This is a genomic window from Microlunatus ginsengisoli (assembly GCF_039537205.1).
GTDB lineage: Bacteria > Actinomycetota > Actinomycetes > Propionibacteriales > Propionibacteriaceae > Microlunatus > Microlunatus ginsengisoli.
Map to the genome: position 1 here is coordinate 1 of NZ_BAABAB010000022.1, position 20,726 is coordinate 20,726.

A 20,726-nucleotide genomic window follows, 5' to 3' on the forward strand; every position below is an offset into this window, starting at 1 on the left:
TCCGACGTGATCAACTCTGCGGCCGATCACGCCTGCGCACAGTCGGCCCGATGGCCGACGGAGGGGTTGAACCCGATGTCCCCCGATCGGTGGACGGTGACTCACCCGCCGAGGTCAGTGATCACGGAGCATGGAGATCAGCTCGGACTTCTTCGTGCCGGAATAGCCAGACAGACCGAGTTCGCGCGCCCGCTTGCGCAGGTCGGACACCGTCCAGTCGTCGTACGACCCCGCCGAGCCACCCTTGGCGGCCACGGACCAGGCATTGCTGGCTCCTCCGCTCGTACAGGCCGATCCTGCTTGCGCTTGCGGGATACCCGGCGCGGCAGCAGCCAATCGGCTACCCGCACTCAGCCGGACAGGCCACCGGCTCGGCCGAGGTGGAGGCGACCTGGACGGGAGGGGCGGGAACGCTCGGCACGACCGGCCCGGGCAGCCGGCGCCGGCTCGACAGCGCGACCACCGCGGCGCAGGCGGCGAACGTCGCGGCCCCACCGAACGAGGCAACCACACCGGACAGGTCGATCAGGAAGCCGGCGATCGCGGTCCCGATCGCGGCGCCGGTGGTGTTCGCCGAGCCCAGGAACGCCTGCGCCTCGTTCAGCCGGTGCAGCGGCGTCACCTGGTCGAGCAGCGCCTGCTGCATGACCAGGGTCGGAGCGACGGTCAGTCCGGTCAGGAAGAGCACCGGCAGCAGGACCCATAGCGTCGTCAGCTGCAGCCGGAGCAGCACCGAGATCAGCGCGAGGAAGACCGCGAACGCACCGAGCAGCACCGGCACCGCCTGCTGCTCCCGGAACGGCCAGGTCCGGCTGCCGTAGATCAGGCCGCCGAGCGCACTGCCGCCCGCGATCGCGGTGAACAAGACGCCGAGCCGTTGCGGGCCGCCCAGCAGTTCGGCCGCCGTTGCGGCCATCGAGGCGTCGAGCTGACCGAAGCCGATCGACAACGCGACCATGACCAGCAGGATCGACGCGACCCCGGGCACGGTCAGCGCGGTCCGCGCCTGCCCGTTCCGGCCCGTGGGAGCGGCCGGCGGCCGCTGAATCCTGCCGCCGGACAGAGCGGCGCTCGCCGCCGTCGCGCAGAAGAGCAGCCCGCCGACGGCCATACAGCCGGCCGTGACCAGCAGCGGGACGACGGGCGGGGTCAGCACCAGCAGTGCCGAGAGCAGCAGCGGCCCGCCGACGAACAGCAGCTCGACCGAGGTCGCGTCCAGCGCGAAGGCCACCCGGCGGTCGGCCGGGTCGGGGAAGATCACCCGCCACGCGGCCCGGAGAGCCGGGTTGGTCGGCGGGTAGGTCAGCCCGGCGACCGCGGCGAGCGCGACCAGTCCCGGGCCGGGGACCCCGCCGCGGGTGCACAGGGCGAGCACGACGATCAGCGCCGCACAGACCAACGACGTCGGGACCAGCACGCGGCGCTGGCCGACCCGGTCCATCGCGCGGCCCCACAGCGGCGAACCGACGGCGACACCGATCGCGTAGGCGCCGGTGACCAGCCCGGCCAGACCGTAGCTGCCCCGGCTCTGCTCGACCAGCAGCAGCATGCCCAGCGGACCGACCGAGATCGGCAGCCGCGCCAGGTTCGCGGCCAGGAACGGTCGCAGCGCCGGTCCGTGCCGGAGCAGCCGGACGTACGCACCGGCTCCGGTGCCGAGCGCAACGCTTGGCATGATGATGATCTTCCTCGTGATCGATGGGTGGACGTGACGGTGCTCAGCTGTCGACGGTCGTCTTCCGGGACATGATCACGAGCCCGACGACGGCGAGCAGCGCGAACAGTGCCGGGATCCAGAACACCTGCGGCAGGCCGAGCAGTGCGACCCCGACGCCGCCGGTGAGACCGCCCAATGCGGAGCTGACCGCGGTCGAGCTCATGAAGATCGCCGAGGCCGTCGCGACCGCGCTGGGCAGCAACCGCTGGGCGACGATGATGCCGAGGGCGGCGAACACGCCCCACACCCCGCCCATCAGGATCTGGCCGGCGAACATCCCCGCCGCGGATCCGGTCAGCGCGAAGCAGAGATTCGCCGCCACGCCGAAGCCGGCCCCGATCGCCATCAGCGGCAGATAACCGATCCGCCGGCCGACGATCACGCTGAACGGCATCAAGATCAGCTCGACCAGTGGCTGGATGCCGATCACCGCGCCGCTGACGGCCGGCGCCAGACGCAGCTGCTCGTTCATGTAGATCGGCAGGTAGGCGTACTTGATCGACTCGCCAGCATAGACCAGGACGTACAGACCGGTGAACGCGAGCAGCGGGAGCATCACCCGCAGCGCGGGCCGGCGACCCGGCACCGTCGCGATCGCGCCGGCCGCGGACCGGTCGGCCGACGGTGCGCTGAACGAGACCGGCGGCGCGCTCCGCAGGGCGCCCATCGGCAGGATCTGGGCCAGCGTGCAGACGGCGGTCGCCAGCAGCAACGCGCGTAGCCCGAACTGCGCGGCGAACCAGGCGCCGAGCACCGGGCCGACGACCCAGCCGGCGGTGAGAGCCATCCGCACGATCGCGACGACGCCCTCGTTGGCGGCGGCGGGCCGGCTGTCCAGCTCGTCGCGCAGGGCGGCGAACAGCTGCGAGCCGGCCGCGCCGGCGAAGCCGAGCACCAGCGCACTGATCACGAACGGCATCCAGAGCTGGGTGGAGAACGCGATACCGGCCCAGCCGAGGAAGCCGGCGACGGCGCACCAGCGGAAGAGCCCCAGCCGGCGTCCGGTGCGGTCGGAGCGCGATCCGATCAGGTAGCCGGCGACGGGCGCGGTCAGATTGGTCAGGTAGTACAGCCCGGCCATCGGCAGGGAGGCGCCGAGATCGGTCACCAGGAAGCGGGCGATCTGCGGTGCCGCCGCGGAGAATCCCAAGCCGGACAGGAACATCGCGACGGTCGCGCCGCGATAGAGGCGATGGCCGAGGACGAGCCGGGTGGCCGAGGTCCGCACCGCGGGCGGGGTCGCGACCGAGCTCACCGGCGTCCCGCCCCCTCTGTCGTCCGTCGGCCGAGTGCGTACGGCCGTACGCATCGAGCAGACGGAACTTTAACGAGTAAGTCAACAAGGGTCAAGCCCGTTGCGTACGCTCGTACATCATGCGTACGCTCGTACGTATGGCTGTGCACTACTTCGCCGGTGACCCCCGGACGAACCGGGAACGGATGCTCGCCGGCGATCTCTACATCGCCGACGACCCGGAGAACGGACGCCGCGCGCAACGGGCGCTCCAGCTGGCCGACGCCTACCACCGGGCCTCCGTCGACGACCCGGTCACCGCCCTGCCGCTGCTGGCGGAGCTGCTCGGCAGCATCGGCGAGGGTGCCTACGTCAAGCCGCCGCTGTTCGTCGACTACGGGGACCATCTGCACATCGGGGCACGGACGTTCGTCAACTACAACCTGACCGCGCTGGACGTCGCCGTGATCACCATCGGCGAGGACTGCCAGCTGGGGCCGAACGTCCAGCTGCTCACCCCGACCCATCCGATCGACCCGCAGCCGCGACGGGACAAGCTGGAGGCGGCGCTGCCGATCACCATCGGCGACAACGTCTGGCTCGGCGGCGGCGTGATCGTCTGCCCCGGAGTGACCATCGGCGAGAACAGCGTGATCGGCGCCGGTGCGGTCGTCACCCGCGACATCCCGGCCGACGTCGTCGCGGTCGGCAGCCCGGCGCGGGTGGTCCGCCGGATCGAGGCGTCGCAGCCGTGACCACGACGCGCACTCCGGCAAGCGTGATCCGTCGCTACGACCCCCACCGGCGCGACCGGATCATCGACGCCTGTCTGGACGTGATCGCCGAGGTCGGCGTGGTCGGCACCTCGCACCGGCGGGTCGCCGAGGCGGCGGACGTGCCGCTCGGCTCGATGACCTACCACTTCTCCGGCATGCACGAACTGCTGCACGAGGCCTTCGACCGCTTCGCCCACACCGTCAGCGACCAGTTCGAGCGGCGGATGGCCGGCGCCGACGACGAGCCGGCGGCAAAGGCCGCCCTCGCTCAGTCGATCATCGGCGACATCTTCAGCGACCAGCGCGACATGGTGCTCACCCACGAGCTCTACACCGCGGCGGCCCGCGACCCGTCGTTCCGCGACATCACCAACGCCTGGATGGGCCGCAGCCGGCGCGTGCTCGAGCAGCACTTCGATCCGGTCACCGCCCGGATCCTGGACGCCCTGATCGAGGGCCTCACCATCCATCGCGCACTCGACATCGGACCCCAGGACGACCGGATCGTCGACGACGCCATCGCGCGAGTCGTCACCGCCGCCGACCCGTCCGACTGGCGGGTGCCCGCAACCGACGTCCGGATGACACCGACCGAGCCAGGAGACACCCAGTGACCAGCGCCACCACGCCCGACCTCGCGGCGGAGCGCCGGGTGCGCTCCGCCGTCCTCGCGACGTACGCTGTCTTCATCGCCTCGGGATTCGCCTTCGCCAGCTGGGCCTCCCGGATCCCGCAGGTGCGCGACCGGCTCGAGCTCGCGCCGTCCCAGCTCGGTTTCGTCCTGCTCTCCGTCGCGGCCGGCTCGGTCATCGCGATGCCGTCGGCCGGCATGATCATCGGTCGCTTCGGTTCCCGGGCGACCGTCCGCGGGACGGCGCTGCTGGCCATGTCGGGACTGGCCGTGGTGGCGATCGGCTACCAGTGGGGGCTGGTGCCGGTGGTGATCGGGCTGTTCTTCGTCGGTCTGGGAATCGGCGCCTGGGACGTCGCGATGAACGTCCAGGGCGCGCTGGCCGAGCGGCACCTCGGCAAGGCGATCATGCCGAGGTTCCACGCCGGCTTCAGCGTCGGCACGGTGGCCGGAGCGCTGATCGGGGCCGGGATGGTCGCGCTGCACGTGAGTGTCACGGTCCATCTGTTCGTCGTCGCGGTGGTGATCGGCGTCGGGGTGCCGCTCGCGGTGCGCGGGTTCCTGCCGGACGAAGCGCCCGAGCCCCAGCCCGACCAGGAGCCACGCTCCCGGTTCGCCGCACTGCGGGCCTGGCGCGAGCCACGGACCCTGCTGATCGGTCTGTTCGTGCTGGCCTTCGCGTTCGCCGAGGGCACCGGCAACGACTGGATCAGCCTCGCCTTCATCGACGGCTACGGCACCAGCGCGGCGGTCGGCACCCTGGGCTTCGCCGCGTTCCTGACCGCGATGACGCTCAGTCGCTGGTTCGGCCCCGCGCTGCTGGACCGGTACGGCCGGGTGCCGGTGATCCGAACGCTCACGGTGATCTGCCTGGCCGGCGTCGTGCTGTTCGTGTTCGGGCCGAACCTGGCGGTCGCCTTCGTCGGCGTCCTGCTCTGGGGCGCCGGACTGGCCCTCGGCTTCCCGGTCGGGATGAGCGCCGGCGCCGACGACCCGGCGTTCGCCGCCCCGCGGGTGAGCGTGATCGCCTCGATCGGCTACTGGGCCTTCCTCTGCGGTCCCCCGATGATCGGATTCCTCGGCGATCACTACACCGTGCTCCGAGCCGTGCTCGCCGTGGCCGTCCTGCTCGGCGTAGCCGCCTTGATCACCGGGTCGATCCGGCCACTGCCAGGTGTCAGCGCACCCGCCGGAGAGGCGGACGGGCGGCCGGCCGAGCAGGCGTGATGCTCAGGCCCGGGGACGCCGGGCCGCGATCCCGATGATGCCGAGCGCGACCAGGGTGAGCGCCGCGCTGGCGACGAAGATGCCGCGCTGCCCCAGTGCGGTAAGGGAACCGATCGCGATGATCGGACCGGAGACGATGGCGCCGATCCGGCGGGTGTTGGTGTAGAGGCCGGTGGACAGTCCGGGCCGCGGGATCATCTGCTGGAACAGCGGCAGGCCGACGCCGGCGATGCCGGCGAAGCACCACGCGTTCAGCAGCTGCAGCCCGATCAGCAGGATCGGACCGGTGACCAGGGCCAGCCCGAGGTAGTACGCGATCCCGGCCAGACAGCCGGTCGCGATCAGCGCCAGCGGCGAGGACCGGTCGCTGAGGCGTCCGATCAGCAGCAGGGCCGGCACTTCGAGCGCAGCGGCGACGCCGAGCGCGGCCCCGGCCCAGACGACGGGCAGCCGCAGGGTCTCGGTGACGTAGACCGTCATGATCGTCATCGCGGTCGCATTGGTGGCCTGGAGCAGAACGAAGGCCGCCATGATCAGGACCACGCCGGTCCGCCCGACCGGCGACTCCTCCACCGGCGACTCCTCCACCGGCGGCGTGGCAGTGGACGGCTCGCCGCCGGCGGCTGTCGCAGCGGCGGCGGCACGAGTCGCCGCACTGCGTTGCGCGATCATGGCCGCGGTGGTCGCGATGTTGAGCACCGCAACGGCCGCAATGGCCAGCAGGACGGCTCGATCGCCGAACCAGCCGATGATCAAGGTCGCCAGCGGCGGCCCGGCGACCCAGGCGACCGACACGATCGCCCGGGTGTTGACGATGTCGGCCGTCCGTGCGCCGGAGTGGCGCAGGTGGGCGAACAGCAGCGAGCTACCGACGCCGGCGGGGCCGCCGAGCACCACCAGTGCGACGGTCGCCGCGGGCAGCGTGGTCGCGAGCGCCAGCGCACCGGCGAGCAGCAGCGTCAGCACGGCGCACACCGTCATCACGGTCAGGTAGCTGTGCCGGCGGTCGGCGTACCCGGGCAGCAGCAGCGAGGCAGCGAAACCGCTTACGTTGTAGAGCGCAAGCACCAAACCGACCTCGGCCGTGCTGGCTCCGTACAGGTTGGTCAGGATCAGCGCCAGCGCCGGACTGAGGAAGGCCAGCTGGAGTCCCCACAGCAGCGCCGACGACGGCACCAGCAGACGCGAGCCCGGCGTCGCCGTCCGGCCGGACGGATGACCTGGCCGGTCGACTCGCTCACTCCTCGGGAATCGCACGACCGAAGTTCTCCAGCGTGATCAGTTCCGGCTCCGGGCCGCCTCGCCGCCCGGTGTCCAGCGCGTCGACGGTGGCGAGCTCGGCGGCCGTCAGGTCGAAGTCGACCACGTCGAGATTCTCCGCGATCCGGGCCGGCTTCGTCGACTTCGGGATCACCGAGCGACCCTGCTGCAGCCCCCAGCGCAGCATCACCTGGGCCGGTGTCTTGCCGTGGGCGGCGGCGATCGCGCCGATCGTCGGATCCTGCAGGGTGCTGGAGTGGATGCCGTCGCGATAGAACGTGATGCCACCGATCGGCGACCATGCCTGCGTCAGGATGCCGCGTTCGGCGTGCAGCAGCTGCAGGTCACGCTGCTGAAAGTAGGGGTGCAGCTCGATCTGGTTCACCGCCGGGACCACCGAGACGTGGTCGAGCAGAGCGGTCAGGTGGGGCACCATGAAGTTGCTGACGCCGATCGCCCGCACCTTTCCGTCGGCGAGCAGGGTCTCCAGGCCACGATAGGCCTCCAGGGTGGAGGTGAAGTCCGACGGCAGCGGCTGGTGCAAGATCAGCAGGTCGATCCGGTCGACGCCGAGCTTCCGAGCGCTCTTGTCGAATGCGTGCAGGGCGGGCGCATAGCCGTAGTCGCTGATCCAGATCTTGGTCTCCAGGAACACCTCGTCCCGCTCCAGGCCCGATCCGGCGAGCGCCTCGCCGACCTGGCGCTCGTTGCCGTAGGACGCGGCCGTGTCGATGTGACGATAGCCGGCGTCCAGCGCCGCGGTGACGGCGTCGCGGGTCTCGTCGGGAGGGGTCTGGAACACTCCGAGACCGAGCGCCGGCAGGGTCACGTCGTTGTTGAGGGTGAGCACGGGCAGGTCGGCCACGGTCGGTCTCCTTCGTCGGTGATCAGCGCGCCTGGTGCTCGGCACGCCCGGTGTGTCGGCGGGCGGTGATCGGCCCGCTCGGCGGTCACGCGAGTGCGGACCGCACGGTCGGTCGTACGGCGTCAGTCGGGGACACCGCTTCGCTGTGTCTCGATCCGGTCGGCGGATCGCTCGGTCGGGTGCTGGGTGACGCTCCAGGCAGCGAGGAGGCGCAACTGATCCTCCGCCGGCGAGCCGACGTCCGCGGTGTAGGCGATCACGGTCAAGCCGTCCCCGGCCAGTTCCAACGCGGTGCCGGTCAGTTCGATCTCGCCCACCACCGCGCTGTGCAGCCGCTTGCGCGCGGTGCGATGCAGCCGCACGTGCTGCCGAGCCCACCGGGCGACGAACTCGTCGCTGCGGGTGGAGAGCTCCCCGACCAGGTCGCTCAGCGACGTGTCCCGGGGATCGCGGCCGGCGTGCACCCGCAGTGCGCCGACCAGATCGTCGGCGACCTTGTCCCACTCCACGAAGAACCCGCGGGAGTGCGGGTCCAGGAACAGATAGCGGGCCAGGTTCAGCGGCAGCCGATCGGGGTCCAAGACACCGCCGAACAGAGCTCGGGCTAGTTCGTTGGCGGCGAGGATGTCCATTCGCGCGGTGCGGACATAGGCGGGCACCGTCGTCATCCCGCTCAGGATCGAGCGGACCTCCGGCCTGAGCGTCGGCGTCGACGGACGACGGCGGAGCCGAGGTGGTGCCGCCGGGTGCCGGGCCAGGTCGATCAGGTGCTCCCGCTCGGCCTCGTCGAGCTGGAGGGCTCGGGCGAGTGCCTCGAGCACGGAGTCCGAGGCACCGCGGAGGCTGCCGCGCTCAATCCGGCTGTAGTAGTCGACGCTCATCCCGGCGAGCAGTGCCACCTCCTCCCGGCGCAGACCGGGCACGCGGCGCTGACCACCGTAGCTGGGCAGCCCGGCCTGCTCCGGGCTGAGCCGGGCCCGCCGGCTGACCAGGAAGTCCCGGACGTCCTTGCGATGATCCACACCCCCGACGCTAGACGGCCGAGTGGCCACGAAACAGGCCCTGACAGTGCGCGGTTCGCCGTCCCGGTTTCGGGGCATGATCGATCGAGCGGGGTGGCCGGACGTCCGATGGCGCCGTCCCGAACCCGAACCGATGAGCTGGGAAGGAATCTGTGGTGGAGCGGCGAGTTCTGGGCAGCAACGGACTGACTGTGTCGGAGATCGGTCTGGGCTGCATGAGCCTGACCGGCGCGTACGGCAACAGCGCAGACACCGCCCGCGAGGACGCGGTAGCCCTGATCCGGCACGCGGTGGACCAGGGCGTGACCTTCTTCGACACCGCCGAGGTGTACGGCCCGTTCAGCAACGAGGAGATCGTGGGTGAGGCGCTGGAGCCGGTCCGCGATCGAGTCGAGATCGCTACCAAGTTCGGCTTCGCCTTCGCCGAGAACGGGGTCGAGGGTGGCGGCGTGTGCAGCCGGCCGGACAGCATCCGGCGCGCCGTTGACAACTCCCTGCGCCGGCTGCGGACCGATCGGATCGACCTGTACTACCAGCACCGGGTCGACACCACGGTGCCGATCGAGGACGTCGCCGGGACCGTCGCCGAGCTGATCGAGGACGGCAAGGTGCTGCATTTCGGCCTGTCGGAGGCCGCGGCTGGGACGATTCGCCGCGCCCACGCGGTGCAGCCGGTGGCGGCCGTGCAGAGCGAGTACTCGATGTGGTGGCGAGACCGGGAGCGGGACGTGATCCCGGTGCTCGCCGAGCTCGGAATCGGAATGGTGCCCTACAGCCCACTGGGCAAGGGCTTCCTGACCGGCACCATCGATGCCCGCACCACGTTCGGGTCCACCGACATGCGGGCCCGGACGCCGCGGTTCCAGGGCGAGGCGCTGCAGGCGAACCTGGCCCTCGTGGATGTACTCACCCGGGTCTCTCGCGAGGTCGGGGCCACGCCCGCGCAGCTGGCGCTGGTCTGGTTGCTGCGTCAGCAGCCCTGGATCGTGCCGATCCCGGGAACCAAGCGGATCCAGCGGGTGGACGAGAACGTCGGGGCCGCCGGGGTCCGGCTGTCCGACGCGCAGCTCGCGGAGATCCGGGCCGCCGCTGACGAGATCGAGATCGTCGGCGCCCGCTATCCGGAGGAGAACGACCGGATGACGAACCTCGAGGCGCCGCTGCCGAGGCCATGAGCAACCGGCTCGGATGATCGGTGTGACCGCGGGCCTTGTGTTTACGCCGTAAACGCCTAGGTTGGGCTCATGGTCGACACGAAGAGGATCGCATTCCTGGTCGCCGCCGAGGGCATCGAGCGGGCGGAGCTCGTCGAGCCGTGGGCGGCGGTCGAGCAGGCCGGTCACGAGCCGGTCCTGCTCAGTCCGGACTCGGGCACGGTGCAGTTGTTCGAGCACCTCGACAAGGCGGACACCCGTCCGGTGGACACGGTCGTCGGCGATGCGCGGGTGGACGACTTCGACGCTCTCGTGCTGCCCGGCGGCGTCGCCAACCCCGATGCGCTGAGGCTCGACGGCGACGCGGTCGCGTTCGTCCGCCGGTTCGTGGAGTCGGGCAAGCCGGTGGCGGCGATCTGTCATGCGCCGTGGACCCTGGTCGAGGCGGACGTCCTCCGCGGCCGGCGGGTGACCTCGTGGCCCAGCGTGCAGACAGACATCCGCAACGCCGGCGCCGACTGGGTGGACGAGACGGTCGTCGTCGACGGCAACCTGATCACCAGCCGCAAGCCCGACGACATCCCGGCGTTCAACAACGCTCTGCTGGAGGCGGTCGACCACGGCTTGTCCAGCGCGGCCGCCGCTCGCTGAACTGCGAGAAACGGCGGTGCTAGCAAATCACTTGAACAGTCAAGCTTTGCGCTACACTGCGGGGATGAACCAGCAGACCACCGAACCTCGTTGGCTCGACGCCGACGAGCGCGAGGCCTGGCTGGGTCTACTCGGGGTCACCCTCCTGCTGCCGACGCTGCTGGATTCTCAACTCCAGCGCGACGCCGGCCTCACGACGTTCGATTACCTCGTGCTGGCCATGCTGTCGGAATCGCCCGAACGGACCCTCCAGCTCAAGACCCTCGCCCGCCTGTCCAACGGCTCGCTCTCCCGCTTGTCGCACACCGTGACCAGGCTCGAGAAGCGCGGCTGGATCCGGCGTGAGACGTCCCCGACCGACGGTCGCGCGACGATCGCCGTGCTCACCGACGAGGGGTACGGCAAGATCGTCGAGACCGCGCCCGGCCATGTCGATCTCGTCCGCCGGATGGTTTTCGACTCCCTCGACGCCGACGACGTGCCGCTGATCGGCCGGTCGATGTGGCGCATCCTGACCGCGATCGACCCCTCGTGGAGACCCGTCTCCGCCAGCTGATCGGCAGCCCGGTCGAGCCGCCCAGGTGAGCCTTGCTTTACTGGAATCATTCCAGAAAAGCTGATTGTCTGGTCCGTGGAACAGCACAGACCACACACGAAGGAGTCACCATGAGCGACACTCTGCAGGAGCCCGCCACCGAGCATGCGGCCCATCCCCCGTTCCAGGCATCCCGGCAGCTCGCCGATCATCTGCAGCAACTGCACGTCGACCTGATCGACCTGCACCTGCAGGGAAAGCAGGCCCACTGGAACGTGGTGGGGAAGAACTTCCGCGACCTGCACCTGCAGCTGGACGAGGTCGTCGACGCTGCCCGCGAGTTCTCCGACACGGTGGCGGAGCGGATGCGCGCCGTGTACGTCACACCCGACGGGCGTGCGGCGACCGTGGCAGCCGGGACGAGCCTCGCGCCGTTTCCGCCGGACGAGGTCGACACCGCCGAGACGGTGGACCTGATCACGGCGGCGTTGTACGCGACCGCGGCCACCGCCCGTCGCATCCATGACGACGTCGACGCGGAGGACCCCACGACCGCGGACATCCTGCACGCGATCCTCGAACGGCTCGAGCAACTGGCCTGGATGATCGATGCGGAGAACCGGATCGCCAACCGGAGCATCCCCCGCCCGATCCACGAGTGACCTTCGTTCGGACGGGCCGCCCCATCGGTCCCACCAGCAACTGAGCAGTCGAGCCCGGAACCTCTCAGGTTCCGGGCTCGTTGTCCGTCGTAGCGTATCTGTGTTCGCACGCGGGAGCCAGATCCGTGAATCGGTTAAGTACTAACATTCGACCCGAATTTCGACGCAGCCGGCGGGATTCTCGTGCTGCTCGAGCCGGGTAACACGTACGCAACGATCTGGCTACGGATTTTCCGAGTCGCGTTGACTCTGAAGCGGTTAAGTGCTTAGGTCAGTGCTGCGACTTGCTGAGAGCGAGGGGGCTCGATGATCAAGACAACCGTTCCGGCGGGTGTCTGTTCGACGGCCCGCTCGATCGAGGTGGGACTGATCGTCACGAACACGACGCCGACTCCGCTGACGCGCGGATCCCGATCCACGTCGACCCACCGGTCGACCACGTGACGATCGACGGGCCGATCGGCCCCGTTCCAGCTCCTCTCCGCCGAGCCGCCTGACACGGAAGTTCGGGCCGATGCCGCGGGCCAGGGGCGAGCGGCGGGCGCACCACGAAGACAGTGACTCAGGCCACGACGGGCGCCGCTCGTCGACCAGCTCTCGAGGAAAGGGAAGTATGAACGACACGCACGACCAGGGGCCATCGCCGGAGATGGCCGACCGAGGGATGGCGGATGGGGGCGCCGGCTGGCGGTCCTGGAACCCCAGCCGTCGCCGGTTCCTCACGTTGACCGGCCTCGCCGTCGGCGGGACCGTCATCGGCGTCAGTGCCGCGGGTTGTGGCACCGCGCAGACGGGCAGCAGCTCGGGCAATGCCAGCTCCAGCGGTCGCGCCGGGGCCTCGGGCGAGACTCTCTTCGTCGCCGGCTTCCAGTGGAACCCGCCGAAGAGCTTCAACCCGCTCGCGGCGTCTCCCGACTGGCCGACGGCCGGTGGTCAGAGCCAGTTCATCTACGAGAGCCTGCTGCGCTTCAACCTGCTCGACGGGTCGCTCCAGCCCGGCCTCGGCAAGTCGGTGGAGTCCACCGACAAGACCACGCTGACCGTTCCGCTGCAGGACGGCACCAAGTGGCAGGACGGCTCGGACCTGACCGCCGACGACGTGGTCTTCACCTTCGAGCTCGGCAAGACCGCGAGCGTGAACTTCTCCACCGTCTGGCAGTACATCGACTCGGTCACCGCGACCGATCCGAAGACGGTCACCTTCAAGCTCAAGACCAGCCCGTACAACCCGAACATGGTCAAGAACTACATCGCTACCGTGCTGATCGTGCCCAAGGCGGTCTTCAGCAAGATCTCGCCGGACAAGATCCCCGCCGAGACCAACCTGCAGCCGATCGGCTCCGGGCCGTACAAGCTGGACAAGTACGACCAGACCCAGGTCAACCTGACCCGGTACGACGACTACTGGGGCAAGAGCGTCTTCGGCACGGCGGCGCCGGCCACCATCAACCACCCGATCTTCAAGAGCAACAACGACGGTGACGTGAAGCTGGAGAGCGGCGAGATCGACGCCAGCCAGCAGTTCACCGCCCAGATCTGGAAGATGTGGGAGGCGGGCAAGCCGGTCTCGACCTGGATGAAGGAGAAGCCGTACCATCTGCCCGGCAACCTGCCGCTGCTGATCTTCAACCTGAACACGAAGGGCCTGGACAACGTCAAGGTCCGGCAGGCGATCGCGTACGCCATCAACTACCCGAACATCGCCACCACGGCCATGTCGGACTACTCCGAGCCGGCCAACGCCAGCCTGATCGTGCCGACCGGCTACGAGGAGAAGTACTACGACGCCGATGCCGTGAAGGCGGATGGCTGGACGTACGACAAGGACAAGGCCATCTCCATCCTGGAGGACGACCTCAAGGCCAAGAAGGGCTCCGACGGCATCTACGTGCTGCCCGACGGCACCAAGCTCGGCGGCTGGAAGCTCGTCACCCCGACCGGCTGGACCGACTGGAACACCGCTTGCCAGATCGTGGCCAAGTCCGCCCAGGACGTCGGTATCGGCATCACCACCGAGTTCCCGCAGTTCGCGCAGATGTTCAGCAACCTGCAGAACGGCAACTTCGACCTGGCGATGTACTCCTACACCGGTGTCAACCCGGCCAGCCCGTGGATCCGCTTCCGCGACGCGATGGACGACCGGGGCGTCCCGGCGGTCGGCAAGACGGCCTTCTGGAACTACAACCGGTTCTCCAACGCCAAGGTCGCCGAGCAGCTCGACAAGGCCGCGGCCGCGACGAACGACGACGACGCGAAGGCGGCGTACGCGGTGCTCGACCAGATCTATCGGGAGAACATCCCGGTCGTGCCGTTGATGTATCGCCCGCTGGAGTTCTACGAGTTCAACGCCAGCAACTGGACGAACTTCCCGACCAAGGAGAACCCGTACGCTCCGCCGATGTGGCAGGGCGCCGGCATCTCCTGGATCTTCAAGATCAAGAAGGTCGGCAGCTGACCGCTGCGGTTCCTCCGGTACGTCGGTCGTGCGCCTGCCTCGTCGTGTTGCGACGGGGCAGGTGCCGGCCCGACGGCGCAGCATTACTCTCTTCCTGACGGCACGACGCAAAGGAGCGTGAGGACCACCCATGGGTTTGGCACGTTATCTCGGTCGCAAGCTCGTGTGGACCATCGTGGTCTTCTTCGTGGCTCTGCTGCTCAACTTCTACTTGCCCCGGCTGATACCGGGAAACCCGGTGGACGTGCTCGTCGGCCAGCTGGCCCGGGGCGGCGGCGCCTCCGGCGAGGCGCTCGAACAGGTCCACGCCCATTACATGGCCGAATTCGGCCTCGACAAGCCCGTCTGGCAGCAGTTCCTCATCTATGTCAACCACATCCTGCACGGCAATCTCGGCACGTCGTTCGGGCAGTATCCGGCTTCGGTGAACTCGCTGATCGCCCAGGCGCTGCCCTGGAGCCTCGCGTTGATGGTCCCCGCGGTGCTGATCGGCTGGGTGGTCGGCAACGTCCTCGGCGCCGTGGCCGCGTTCCGAGGCGGCTGGGTGGACCGCGGCGCCTTCGTCGGCTCGCTGTTCTTCTCCAGCGTCCCGCCGTTCGCGCTGGGCATCATCTTGTTGTTCCTGATCGCGGTGAAGATCGGCATCCTGCCGATCGGCGGCGCGTACTCGTTCGGCATGAGCCCCGGCTTGAATGCCACGTTCTTCGGCGATGCGATCACGTATTGGTGGTTACCCTTCTGGTCCGTCGTGCTGGTGTTCATCGGTGGCCAGGCCGTGGGCATGCGGTCGATGGCCATCTACGAGCTGGGCTCGGACTACGTGAACTACAACCGTGGTCTCGGGGTCAAAGAGGGCTACACCGTCAACTACATCTTCCGCAACGCGATGCTGCCGCAGATCACCGGACTGGCGCTGGCCATCGCGGGCATCATCGCCGGCTCGCTGATCACCGAGCTGGTGTTCTCCTACCCCGGCCTCGGCACCTTGCTGTTCACCGCCATCGGTTCGAGCGACTACCCCGTGATCCAGGGCATCACCCTGCTGATCACGCTGGCGGTCGTGATCACGAACTTCGCGGTCGACGTTCTGACCGGCTTCATCGATCCTCGGATTCGGGCTTCACAGTCAGGAGAGCGCTGATGAGTCTGCGTAGCATGAGCCCCCGGTTCTGGGTAGCCGTCGGCATCGTCGGCTTCGTCCTGCTGTTCGGCATCTTCGGGCCGTTCCTGGTGGGAGCCAAGCCCACCGACACCATCGGCGGCCTGTACGACGCGCCCCACGGCTTCGGTGACCTGATCCTGGGCACCGACAATCAGGGCCAGAGTGTCATCGTCAACCTCGCCTACGGCACCCGGACCTCGCTGATCGTCGGGTTCATCGCCGGCGTGATCGGCACCGTGATCGGTCTGGTCGTCGGACTCGTGGCCGGCTACAGCGGCGGCCTGCTGGACGACATTCTGAGCGCGATCGTCAACGTCGGTCTCGCGATCCCGGTCATCGTTGTCGTCATCCTGGTGTCGACCTCGCTGCCCAAGCGGAACCTCTACACTCTCGCGCTGGTGATCGGCTTCACCGCCTGGTTCTGGCTGGCCCGGGCCGTCCGGGCGCAGACCACCAGCGTCCGCACCCGTGAGCACATCGACGTCGCCAAGCTGTCCGGTGCCGGCTTCTGGTCGATCCTGCTGCGCGACATCCTCCCCTACCTGCTGTCGTACGTCGTGATGGCGGCCATCCTGCAGATCTCCGGCGCCATCTTGTTCGAGTCGACGCTGAGCATGCTCGGCCTGGGCCCGTCGAATGCGACCAGCCTCGGCACGATGCTCTACTGGGCCATCCAGTGGGGCTCGATCCGGACCGGCGCGTGGTGGGCCTTCTTCCCGCCGACGATCATGCTGACGCTGATCGTCTTCGGCCTGCTGCTGCTCCAGTCCAGCCTCAACGAGGTCTTCAACCCGCGGCTCCGCCGGGGTCGGGCGGCCCGCAAGAAGGCCGAGACCGAGGGCAAGACCGGCGTCGAGGTCGATCAGCCGATCGATCTGGGCGAGCCGGAGGTGGTCGGCGCGGCCGGACTGCTCGAAACCCCTGTGTCTGCCCACGAGGAGCACCGCTGACATGGCCAACCTCGTCAACGCCGAGAACATCCGCGGCGTCTACTACACCGGCGCCAAGGACGTGGTCGCCGTCAACGACGTCACCATCAAGATCAACGAGGGTGAGGTGCTGGGCCTGGCCGGCGAGTCCGGCAGCGGCAAGACCACCCTCGGCTCGATCATCTCGCTGATCGCGCGGCCGCCACTGCACGTCGAGCACGGCACGCTCGAGATCGACGGCAAGGTCCAACAGCTGGGCGAGTACGACAAGATTCCCCGCTCCTGGCGCGGCGCGGTCGTCTCCATGCTCCCGCAGGGCGCGATGAACTCCATCAGCCCGACCAAGCGGGTCCGCCAGCTCGTCTACGACGTGATGCGATCGCACGATCGCAAGATCAGCAAGGACGAGGCGATGGAGCGGGCGCGGGACCGGATCACGATGCTGGGCCTGCCGCCCCGAGTGCTGGACGCGTACCCGCACCAGTTGTCCGGCGGCATGAAGCAGCGCACGGTGACGATCATCAGCACGCTGCTGAACCCGCGGCTGCTGGTGGCCGACGAACCGACCTCGGCCCTCGACGTCAGCTCCCAGAAGGTGCTGATCGAGATGCTGAAGGACATGCTCGACCGGCGCATCATGGCCGGCGTCATCTTCATCACCCACGACCTGCCCGTGCTCAGCACGGTGGCCACCCATATCGCGGTGATGTATCAGGGACGGGTGGTCGAGAAGGGCCCGACCGACGTCATCGTGAACGACCCGCATCACCCGTACACCCGGGCACTGATGTCCTCGGTGCTCGTCCCGGAACCCAAGTACTCCAACATCAGGATCGAGGGCATGCGTGACTTCGACCGTTCCGAGTTCGAGGCGCCGGCGGTGATCCACTCATGAGCCAGGACACCACGAACGACGCCCTGGACAACGACGCGATCTTCACCGCCGAGCACGTCAGCAAGACCTTCGGCTCCGGCCGGCACAAGGTCGAGGCCGTCAAGGACGTCTCGTTCACCCTGCCGAAGGGCAGCATCACCACGATCGTCGGCGAGAGTGGGTCGGGCAAGTCCACGATCGCGCGGATGGTGCTCGGCCTGCTGCCGATCACGTCCGGGACGTTCACCTTCCAGGGCAAGGACGTCACCAACGCCAAGGGCAGCGCGCGGGCGGCGTACTACCGCGACGTCCAGGCCGTCTTCCAGGACCCGTTCTCCGCGTTCAACCAGTTCTTCACCGTCAAGGATCTGCTCAACCGGTCGATGAAGCTGGTCGGCAGCCAGGTCGGGAAGCAGCGGATGGAGGAGGCGCTCGGCCACGTCGGGATGGACCTCACCGCGCTGGACCGCTACCCCCACCAGATGTCCGGCGGCCAGCGCCAGCGGGTGATGATCGCCCGGGCGCTGATGATGCAACCGACCATGCTGGTGGCCGACGAGGCCACCTCGATGCTGGACGCCTCCCTCAGGGTCAATGTGCTGAACGTGCTCAAGGATCTGCGCGAGACGCTCGGCATGACCGTGCTCTTCATCACCCACGACATCGGGCAGGCCTGCTATCTCGCCGACCAGGTGCTGGTGATGGAGCACGGCGTGATGGTCGAGCAGGGCCGGACCGACGAGGTGATCTTCCACCCGCAGCACGAGTACACCCAGAAGTTGCTGGCCGACGTACCCAAGCTGCACGACGTCGAGCTGAGCTGAGCCGGCGCCGCCTCGCTGCCCGCGAAAGGACTTCCGACACCGAGCCTTAAGCGCTTCACTTTCGGCCCCGCTCCTTTCCGCTCGCTGTGAGGATCGCCTGCTCAGTCGGGCGGCGCGCCGGATCACCAGCCGGGCGCGCGGCCCGCATCCTCGGCGCGAGCGCGGTCGAAAAACCACCTACGTCTCTCGAAGCTGGAGGCATTCTCACCATGGTCACTCCCAACTGAAGCGCTTAATTGACGCCGATGAACTCGTTTCCCTACCATCGACCCATGTCGCGCGACCGAAGCGCTGGGTGAGGCGGTGAAGAGCCCAGCCCCGCGGCCCGACGATCGCGCCGTACCGCCGCAGCGTCTGACGATCAAGGACATCGCCGCCCGCGCCGGTGTGTCGATCGGCTCGGTCTCGTACGCACTGAACGGGCGGCCGGGGGTCTCCGAGGCGACCCGGCTCCGGGTCTTGACGGTGGCCGAGGAGCTCGGCTGGGTGCCCGACAACGCGGCCCGCCGGCTGGCCGGCGCGCAGACCGACACCGTCGGGCTGGTGCTGCCGCAGGGCACGGCGAAGTCGCTCGGCGTCGCTCCGTGGTTCATGGAGTTCATCGGCGGGGTCGCGACCGTGCTGGCCGAAGCGGGCTACGGCATGATGATGCAGGTCGTCGCGGGCCTCGATGCCGAGCTCGACGTCTATCGGAAGTGGTCCCGCGGCCGGCTGGTGGACGGCGTGATCCTGGTCGACCTTCGCGCCGACGACCCGCGGATCGAGGCGGTCCGCACGCTCGGCCTTCCGGCCGTGGTCGCCGGACCGCCCGAGGTCGCCGACGGTCTGACCTGCGTCTGGACCAACGACGGCGCCGCCGCCCAGGAGGCGGTCCGCTATCTGGCCGCTCTCGGCCATCGCGACATCGCCCGAGTGAGCGGGCCGGCCGACATCGTGCACGTCAAGATCCGGCAGCGAGCTACCGAGGAGACGGCGGCGGAACTGGGGCTGCGGATCCGCACCTGGCACACCGACTACTCGGTGGAGTCCGGGCGGCGCGCCACCCGCGAGATCCTGCTCTCGACGCCTCGACCGACCGCGATCCTCTACGACGACGATCTCGGCGCCGTCACCGGCCTGGCGGTGGCCCGCGAGTTGAACTTCCGGGTGCCCGAGGACGTCAGCCTGCTCGCCTGGGACGACTCCAACCTGTGCCAGACGACGTTCCCGCCTCTGTCGGCGATGAGCCACGACGTGCTCGGCTACGGGGCACACCTGACCCGCCGCCTGCTCGAGGTGCTCGCCGGGGCGCCGCCGGCCTCGCACGAGGACGTCACCCCACGGATCACCCCGCGAGCGAGCACGGCTCCACCCAGTTAGTTTGCTCCGCTCGGCAAGCCTCGCTCCCGCGCTCCACTGCGCCTCTGGTCGACTCGTTCGTCACGTTTCGTGATGGAACGATAAAGCGTCCATCGCGAAACCCTCCTGCACTCGCCGACGCGCAGCGTCGGTGCTGGTCATCCACGTGGCCTGAGCCTGTCGAAGGGCCCGCTCTACCAGCGGGAGTGGACTGAGGCGCGGAGGCGGCGGTCGTAGAGGTCGGCGAGAGCGCTCTGCAGGCCCGGGCTCAGCGCCGGCAGGGAGCCAGCGGCGGCGTTGGAGCGGACCTGACGGGGCGAGCGCGCGCCCGGGATGACGGTGCTGACACCTGGCTGCGAGACGATCCAGGCCAGCGCGACCTGGGCCGGCGTGACCTCCGCGCCGTACTCCTCCTCGACCAGCTCGGTGAACTCCGCCGCGGCCGCGAGCCCGGTCTCGTAGTCGACGCCGGCGAAGGTCTCGCCGGCGTCGAAGGCCTCGCCGTGCCGGTTGTACGTCCGGTGGTCGTTCGGCGCGAAGGTGGTCTCGCGGGTGTAGCGGCCGCTGAGCAGCCCGCTGGCCAGCGGCACCCGGGCGATGATCCCCACGCCTGCTCGCTCCGCCGCGGGGAGGACGTACTCCAGCGGCTTGGTGCGGAACACGTTGAGGATGATCTGGACGGTCGCGGTGCCGCGCCGCGAGATGGCCGTCAGCGCCTGGTCGCAGGTCTCGACGCTGACCCCGTAGTTCGCGATCGCGCCGTCGGACACGAGGGTGTCCAGGGCGTCGTACACGGCATCGCTGGAGAAGACCGCCGTCGGCGGGCAGTGCAACTGGACGAGATCGAGCTGATCGACGGCGAGGTTGCGGCGGGACCGGTCGGTCCAGGCGCGGAAGTTCTCCAGCACGTAATTGTCGGGCAGCTGCTCCATCCGGCGCCCCATCTTCGTGGCGACCGTGATCACCAGGTCGGGGTTGTCCGCCAGGAACCGGCCGATCAGCTGCTCGCTGCGCCCGTCGCCGTACACGTCGGCGGTGTCGAAGAACGTGACCCCTGCCTCCGCGGCGGTCTCCAGCACCGCCAGCGCCTGTCGATCGTCCACCGCGCCCCAGTCGGCGCCGAGCTGCCAGGTGCCGAGACCGATCACCGAGACCGGGCGTTCCGTCCGGCCGAGTACGCGTTCCTCCATGGGAGAAACCCTAGATGCCGCCCCGGAACGGCCTCGCCCACCCGCCAGCCCCAGCCCCAGCCCCAGCCCCAGCCCCGGCCCCGGCCCCAGCCCCGGAAAGTGTGCGCGTCTTGCAGCGACACGCCGACCGGACCTGCGAGTTCTGCACACTTTCGCGAGGACGCGGGCCGCGCCGCACGCCGCAGGCTGGGGTTGACAGGGGTGAGGGGTACGACAGCGG

Annotated in this window: 20 protein-coding genes; 13 read left to right on the top strand and 7 right to left on the bottom strand. The window is 69.0% G+C overall.

Annotated elements, in window-relative coordinates; translation table 11 throughout:
* Positions 1-114: 114 nt before the first annotated feature.
* The 3 genes from ABD747_RS14970 to ABD747_RS14980 all read right to left on the bottom strand — a co-directional run bounded on the left by ABD747_RS14970 (position 115) and on the right by ABD747_RS14980 (position 2,972).
* The gene (locus tag ABD747_RS14970) at positions 115-255 is read right to left on the bottom strand and encodes a Rho termination factor N-terminal domain-containing protein (protein ID WP_344805923.1); all 141 of its coding nucleotides are present in this window, start codon (positions 253-255) and stop codon (positions 115-117) included.
* Between the two features lie 85 nt (positions 256-340).
* Positions 341-1,675 (bottom strand): MFS transporter, encoded by a 1,335-nt coding sequence (locus tag ABD747_RS14975; RefSeq protein ID WP_344805925.1) that lies wholly within the window; start codon positions 1,673-1,675, stop codon positions 341-343.
* Positions 1,676-1,718: 43 nt separating this feature from the next.
* On the bottom strand, positions 1,719-2,972 hold the full coding sequence (locus tag ABD747_RS14980; protein WP_344805927.1) for an MFS transporter: 1,254 nt from the start codon (positions 2,970-2,972) through the stop codon (positions 1,719-1,721).
* Positions 2,973-3,109: 137 nt separating this feature from the next.
* Between ABD747_RS14980 and ABD747_RS14985 the strand changes: the two genes are divergently transcribed.
* The 3 genes from ABD747_RS14985 to ABD747_RS14995 are packed head-to-tail and all read left to right on the top strand — an operon-like array spanning position 3,110 to position 5,585.
* Positions 3,110-3,706 carry a sugar O-acetyltransferase gene (locus ABD747_RS14985; protein ID WP_344805929.1) on the top strand — a complete coding sequence of 199 codons (597 nt, stop codon included), beginning with the start codon at positions 3,110-3,112 and terminating at the stop codon, positions 3,704-3,706.
* Entirely contained in the window at positions 3,703-4,341 is a 639-nt protein-coding gene (locus tag ABD747_RS14990; RefSeq protein ID WP_344805931.1) for a TetR/AcrR family transcriptional regulator, read from the top strand. Before ABD747_RS14985 ends, ABD747_RS14990 begins: the two co-directional genes overlap by 4 nt.
* Positions 4,338-5,585 (top strand): MFS transporter, encoded by a 1,248-nt coding sequence (locus ABD747_RS14995; RefSeq protein WP_344805933.1) that lies wholly within the window; start codon positions 4,338-4,340, stop codon positions 5,583-5,585. Before ABD747_RS14990 ends, ABD747_RS14995 begins: the two co-directional genes overlap by 4 nt.
* 3 nt (positions 5,586-5,588) lie before the next feature.
* Here the strand turns inward: ABD747_RS14995 and ABD747_RS15000 are convergent, their stop codons facing one another.
* The 3 genes from ABD747_RS15000 to ABD747_RS15010 form a co-directional block, all read right to left on the bottom strand.
* Entirely contained in the window at positions 5,589-6,761 is a 1,173-nt protein-coding gene (locus ABD747_RS15000; RefSeq protein WP_344805935.1) for an MFS transporter, read from the bottom strand.
* A 61-nt stretch (positions 6,762-6,822) separates the two neighbouring features.
* Positions 6,823-7,710 carry an aldo/keto reductase gene (locus ABD747_RS15005; protein ID WP_344805937.1) on the bottom strand — a complete coding sequence of 296 codons (888 nt, stop codon included), beginning with the start codon at positions 7,708-7,710 and terminating at the stop codon, positions 6,823-6,825.
* 122 nt (positions 7,711-7,832) lie between these two features.
* Entirely contained in the window at positions 7,833-8,732 is a 900-nt protein-coding gene (locus tag ABD747_RS15010) for a helix-turn-helix transcriptional regulator (RefSeq protein ID WP_344805940.1), read from the bottom strand.
* A gap of 155 nt (positions 8,733-8,887) precedes the next feature.
* On the opposite strand from ABD747_RS15010, the gene ABD747_RS15015 reads away from it, so the two are divergent.
* From ABD747_RS15015 to ABD747_RS15060, 10 genes are all read left to right on the top strand, one after another.
* Positions 8,888-9,907, top strand: a complete 1,020-nt coding sequence (locus ABD747_RS15015; protein WP_344805942.1) for an aldo/keto reductase — start codon at positions 8,888-8,890, stop codon at positions 9,905-9,907.
* 69 nt (positions 9,908-9,976) lie between these two features.
* Positions 9,977-10,537: a type 1 glutamine amidotransferase domain-containing protein gene (locus ABD747_RS15020; RefSeq protein WP_344805944.1), complete on the top strand. Its 561-nt coding sequence runs from the start codon at positions 9,977-9,979 to the stop codon at positions 10,535-10,537.
* A gap of 64 nt (positions 10,538-10,601) precedes the next feature.
* Complete coding sequence (locus ABD747_RS15025; protein WP_344805946.1) at positions 10,602-11,093, top strand: MarR family winged helix-turn-helix transcriptional regulator; 492 nt, start codon at positions 10,602-10,604, stop codon at positions 11,091-11,093.
* A gap of 110 nt (positions 11,094-11,203) precedes the next feature.
* Positions 11,204-11,734: a Dps family protein gene (locus ABD747_RS15030; protein ID WP_344805948.1), complete on the top strand. Its 531-nt coding sequence runs from the start codon at positions 11,204-11,206 to the stop codon at positions 11,732-11,734.
* Between the two features lie 613 nt (positions 11,735-12,347).
* Positions 12,348-14,189, top strand: a complete 1,842-nt coding sequence (locus ABD747_RS15035; RefSeq protein WP_344805950.1) for an ABC transporter substrate-binding protein — start codon at positions 12,348-12,350, stop codon at positions 14,187-14,189.
* Between the two features lie 130 nt (positions 14,190-14,319).
* Positions 14,320-15,330: an ABC transporter permease gene (locus ABD747_RS15040; RefSeq protein ID WP_344805952.1), complete on the top strand. Its 1,011-nt coding sequence runs from the start codon at positions 14,320-14,322 to the stop codon at positions 15,328-15,330.
* The gene (locus ABD747_RS15045; RefSeq protein WP_344805954.1) at positions 15,330-16,301 is read left to right on the top strand and encodes an ABC transporter permease; all 972 of its coding nucleotides are present in this window, start codon (positions 15,330-15,332) and stop codon (positions 16,299-16,301) included. Before ABD747_RS15040 ends, ABD747_RS15045 begins: the two co-directional genes overlap by 1 nt.
* Before the next feature lies 1 nt (position 16,302).
* A complete protein-coding gene (locus ABD747_RS15050; RefSeq protein ID WP_344805956.1) occupies positions 16,303-17,175 on the top strand; it encodes an ABC transporter ATP-binding protein in 873 nt (290 codons plus the stop codon).
* The gene (locus ABD747_RS15055; protein ID WP_344805958.1) at positions 17,172-17,978 is read left to right on the top strand and encodes an ABC transporter ATP-binding protein; all 807 of its coding nucleotides are present in this window, start codon (positions 17,172-17,174) and stop codon (positions 17,976-17,978) included. The genes ABD747_RS15050 and ABD747_RS15055 overlap by 4 nt, the downstream gene beginning before the upstream one ends.
* 303 nt (positions 17,979-18,281) lie before the next feature.
* Complete coding sequence (locus tag ABD747_RS15060; protein ID WP_344805960.1) at positions 18,282-19,337, top strand: LacI family DNA-binding transcriptional regulator; 1,056 nt, start codon at positions 18,282-18,284, stop codon at positions 19,335-19,337.
* 173 nt (positions 19,338-19,510) lie between these two features.
* Here the strand turns inward: ABD747_RS15060 and ABD747_RS15065 are convergent, their stop codons facing one another.
* Complete coding sequence (locus ABD747_RS15065; RefSeq protein ID WP_344805962.1) at positions 19,511-20,506, bottom strand: aldo/keto reductase; 996 nt, start codon at positions 20,504-20,506, stop codon at positions 19,511-19,513.
* Positions 20,507-20,726: the final 220 nt, after the last annotated feature.

Bases quoted from the DNA above. Each gene is read 5' to 3' on its own strand.
- ABD747_RS14975 (WP_344805925.1), bottom strand. From the start codon at position 1,675: ATGCCAAGCGTTGCGCTCGGCACCGGAGCCGGTGCGTACGTCCGGCTG.
- ABD747_RS14985 (WP_344805929.1), top strand. From the start codon at position 3,110: ATGGCTGTGCACTACTTCGCCGGTGACCCCCGGACGAACCGGGAACGG.
- ABD747_RS15020 (WP_344805944.1), top strand. From the start codon at position 9,977: ATGGTCGACACGAAGAGGATCGCATTCCTGGTCGCCGCCGAGGGCATC.
- ABD747_RS15025 (WP_344805946.1), top strand. From the start codon at position 10,602: ATGAACCAGCAGACCACCGAACCTCGTTGGCTCGACGCCGACGAGCGC.
- ABD747_RS15030 (WP_344805948.1), top strand. From the start codon at position 11,204: ATGAGCGACACTCTGCAGGAGCCCGCCACCGAGCATGCGGCCCATCCC.
- ABD747_RS15035 (WP_344805950.1), top strand. From the start codon at position 12,348: ATGAACGACACGCACGACCAGGGGCCATCGCCGGAGATGGCCGACCGA.
- ABD747_RS15040 (WP_344805952.1), top strand. From the start codon at position 14,320: ATGGGTTTGGCACGTTATCTCGGTCGCAAGCTCGTGTGGACCATCGTG.
- ABD747_RS15045 (WP_344805954.1), top strand. From the start codon at position 15,330: ATGAGTCTGCGTAGCATGAGCCCCCGGTTCTGGGTAGCCGTCGGCATC.
- ABD747_RS15050 (WP_344805956.1), top strand. From the start codon at position 16,303: ATGGCCAACCTCGTCAACGCCGAGAACATCCGCGGCGTCTACTACACC.
- ABD747_RS15055 (WP_344805958.1), top strand. From the start codon at position 17,172: ATGAGCCAGGACACCACGAACGACGCCCTGGACAACGACGCGATCTTC.
- ABD747_RS15065 (WP_344805962.1), bottom strand. From the start codon at position 20,506: ATGGAGGAACGCGTACTCGGCCGGACGGAACGCCCGGTCTCGGTGATC.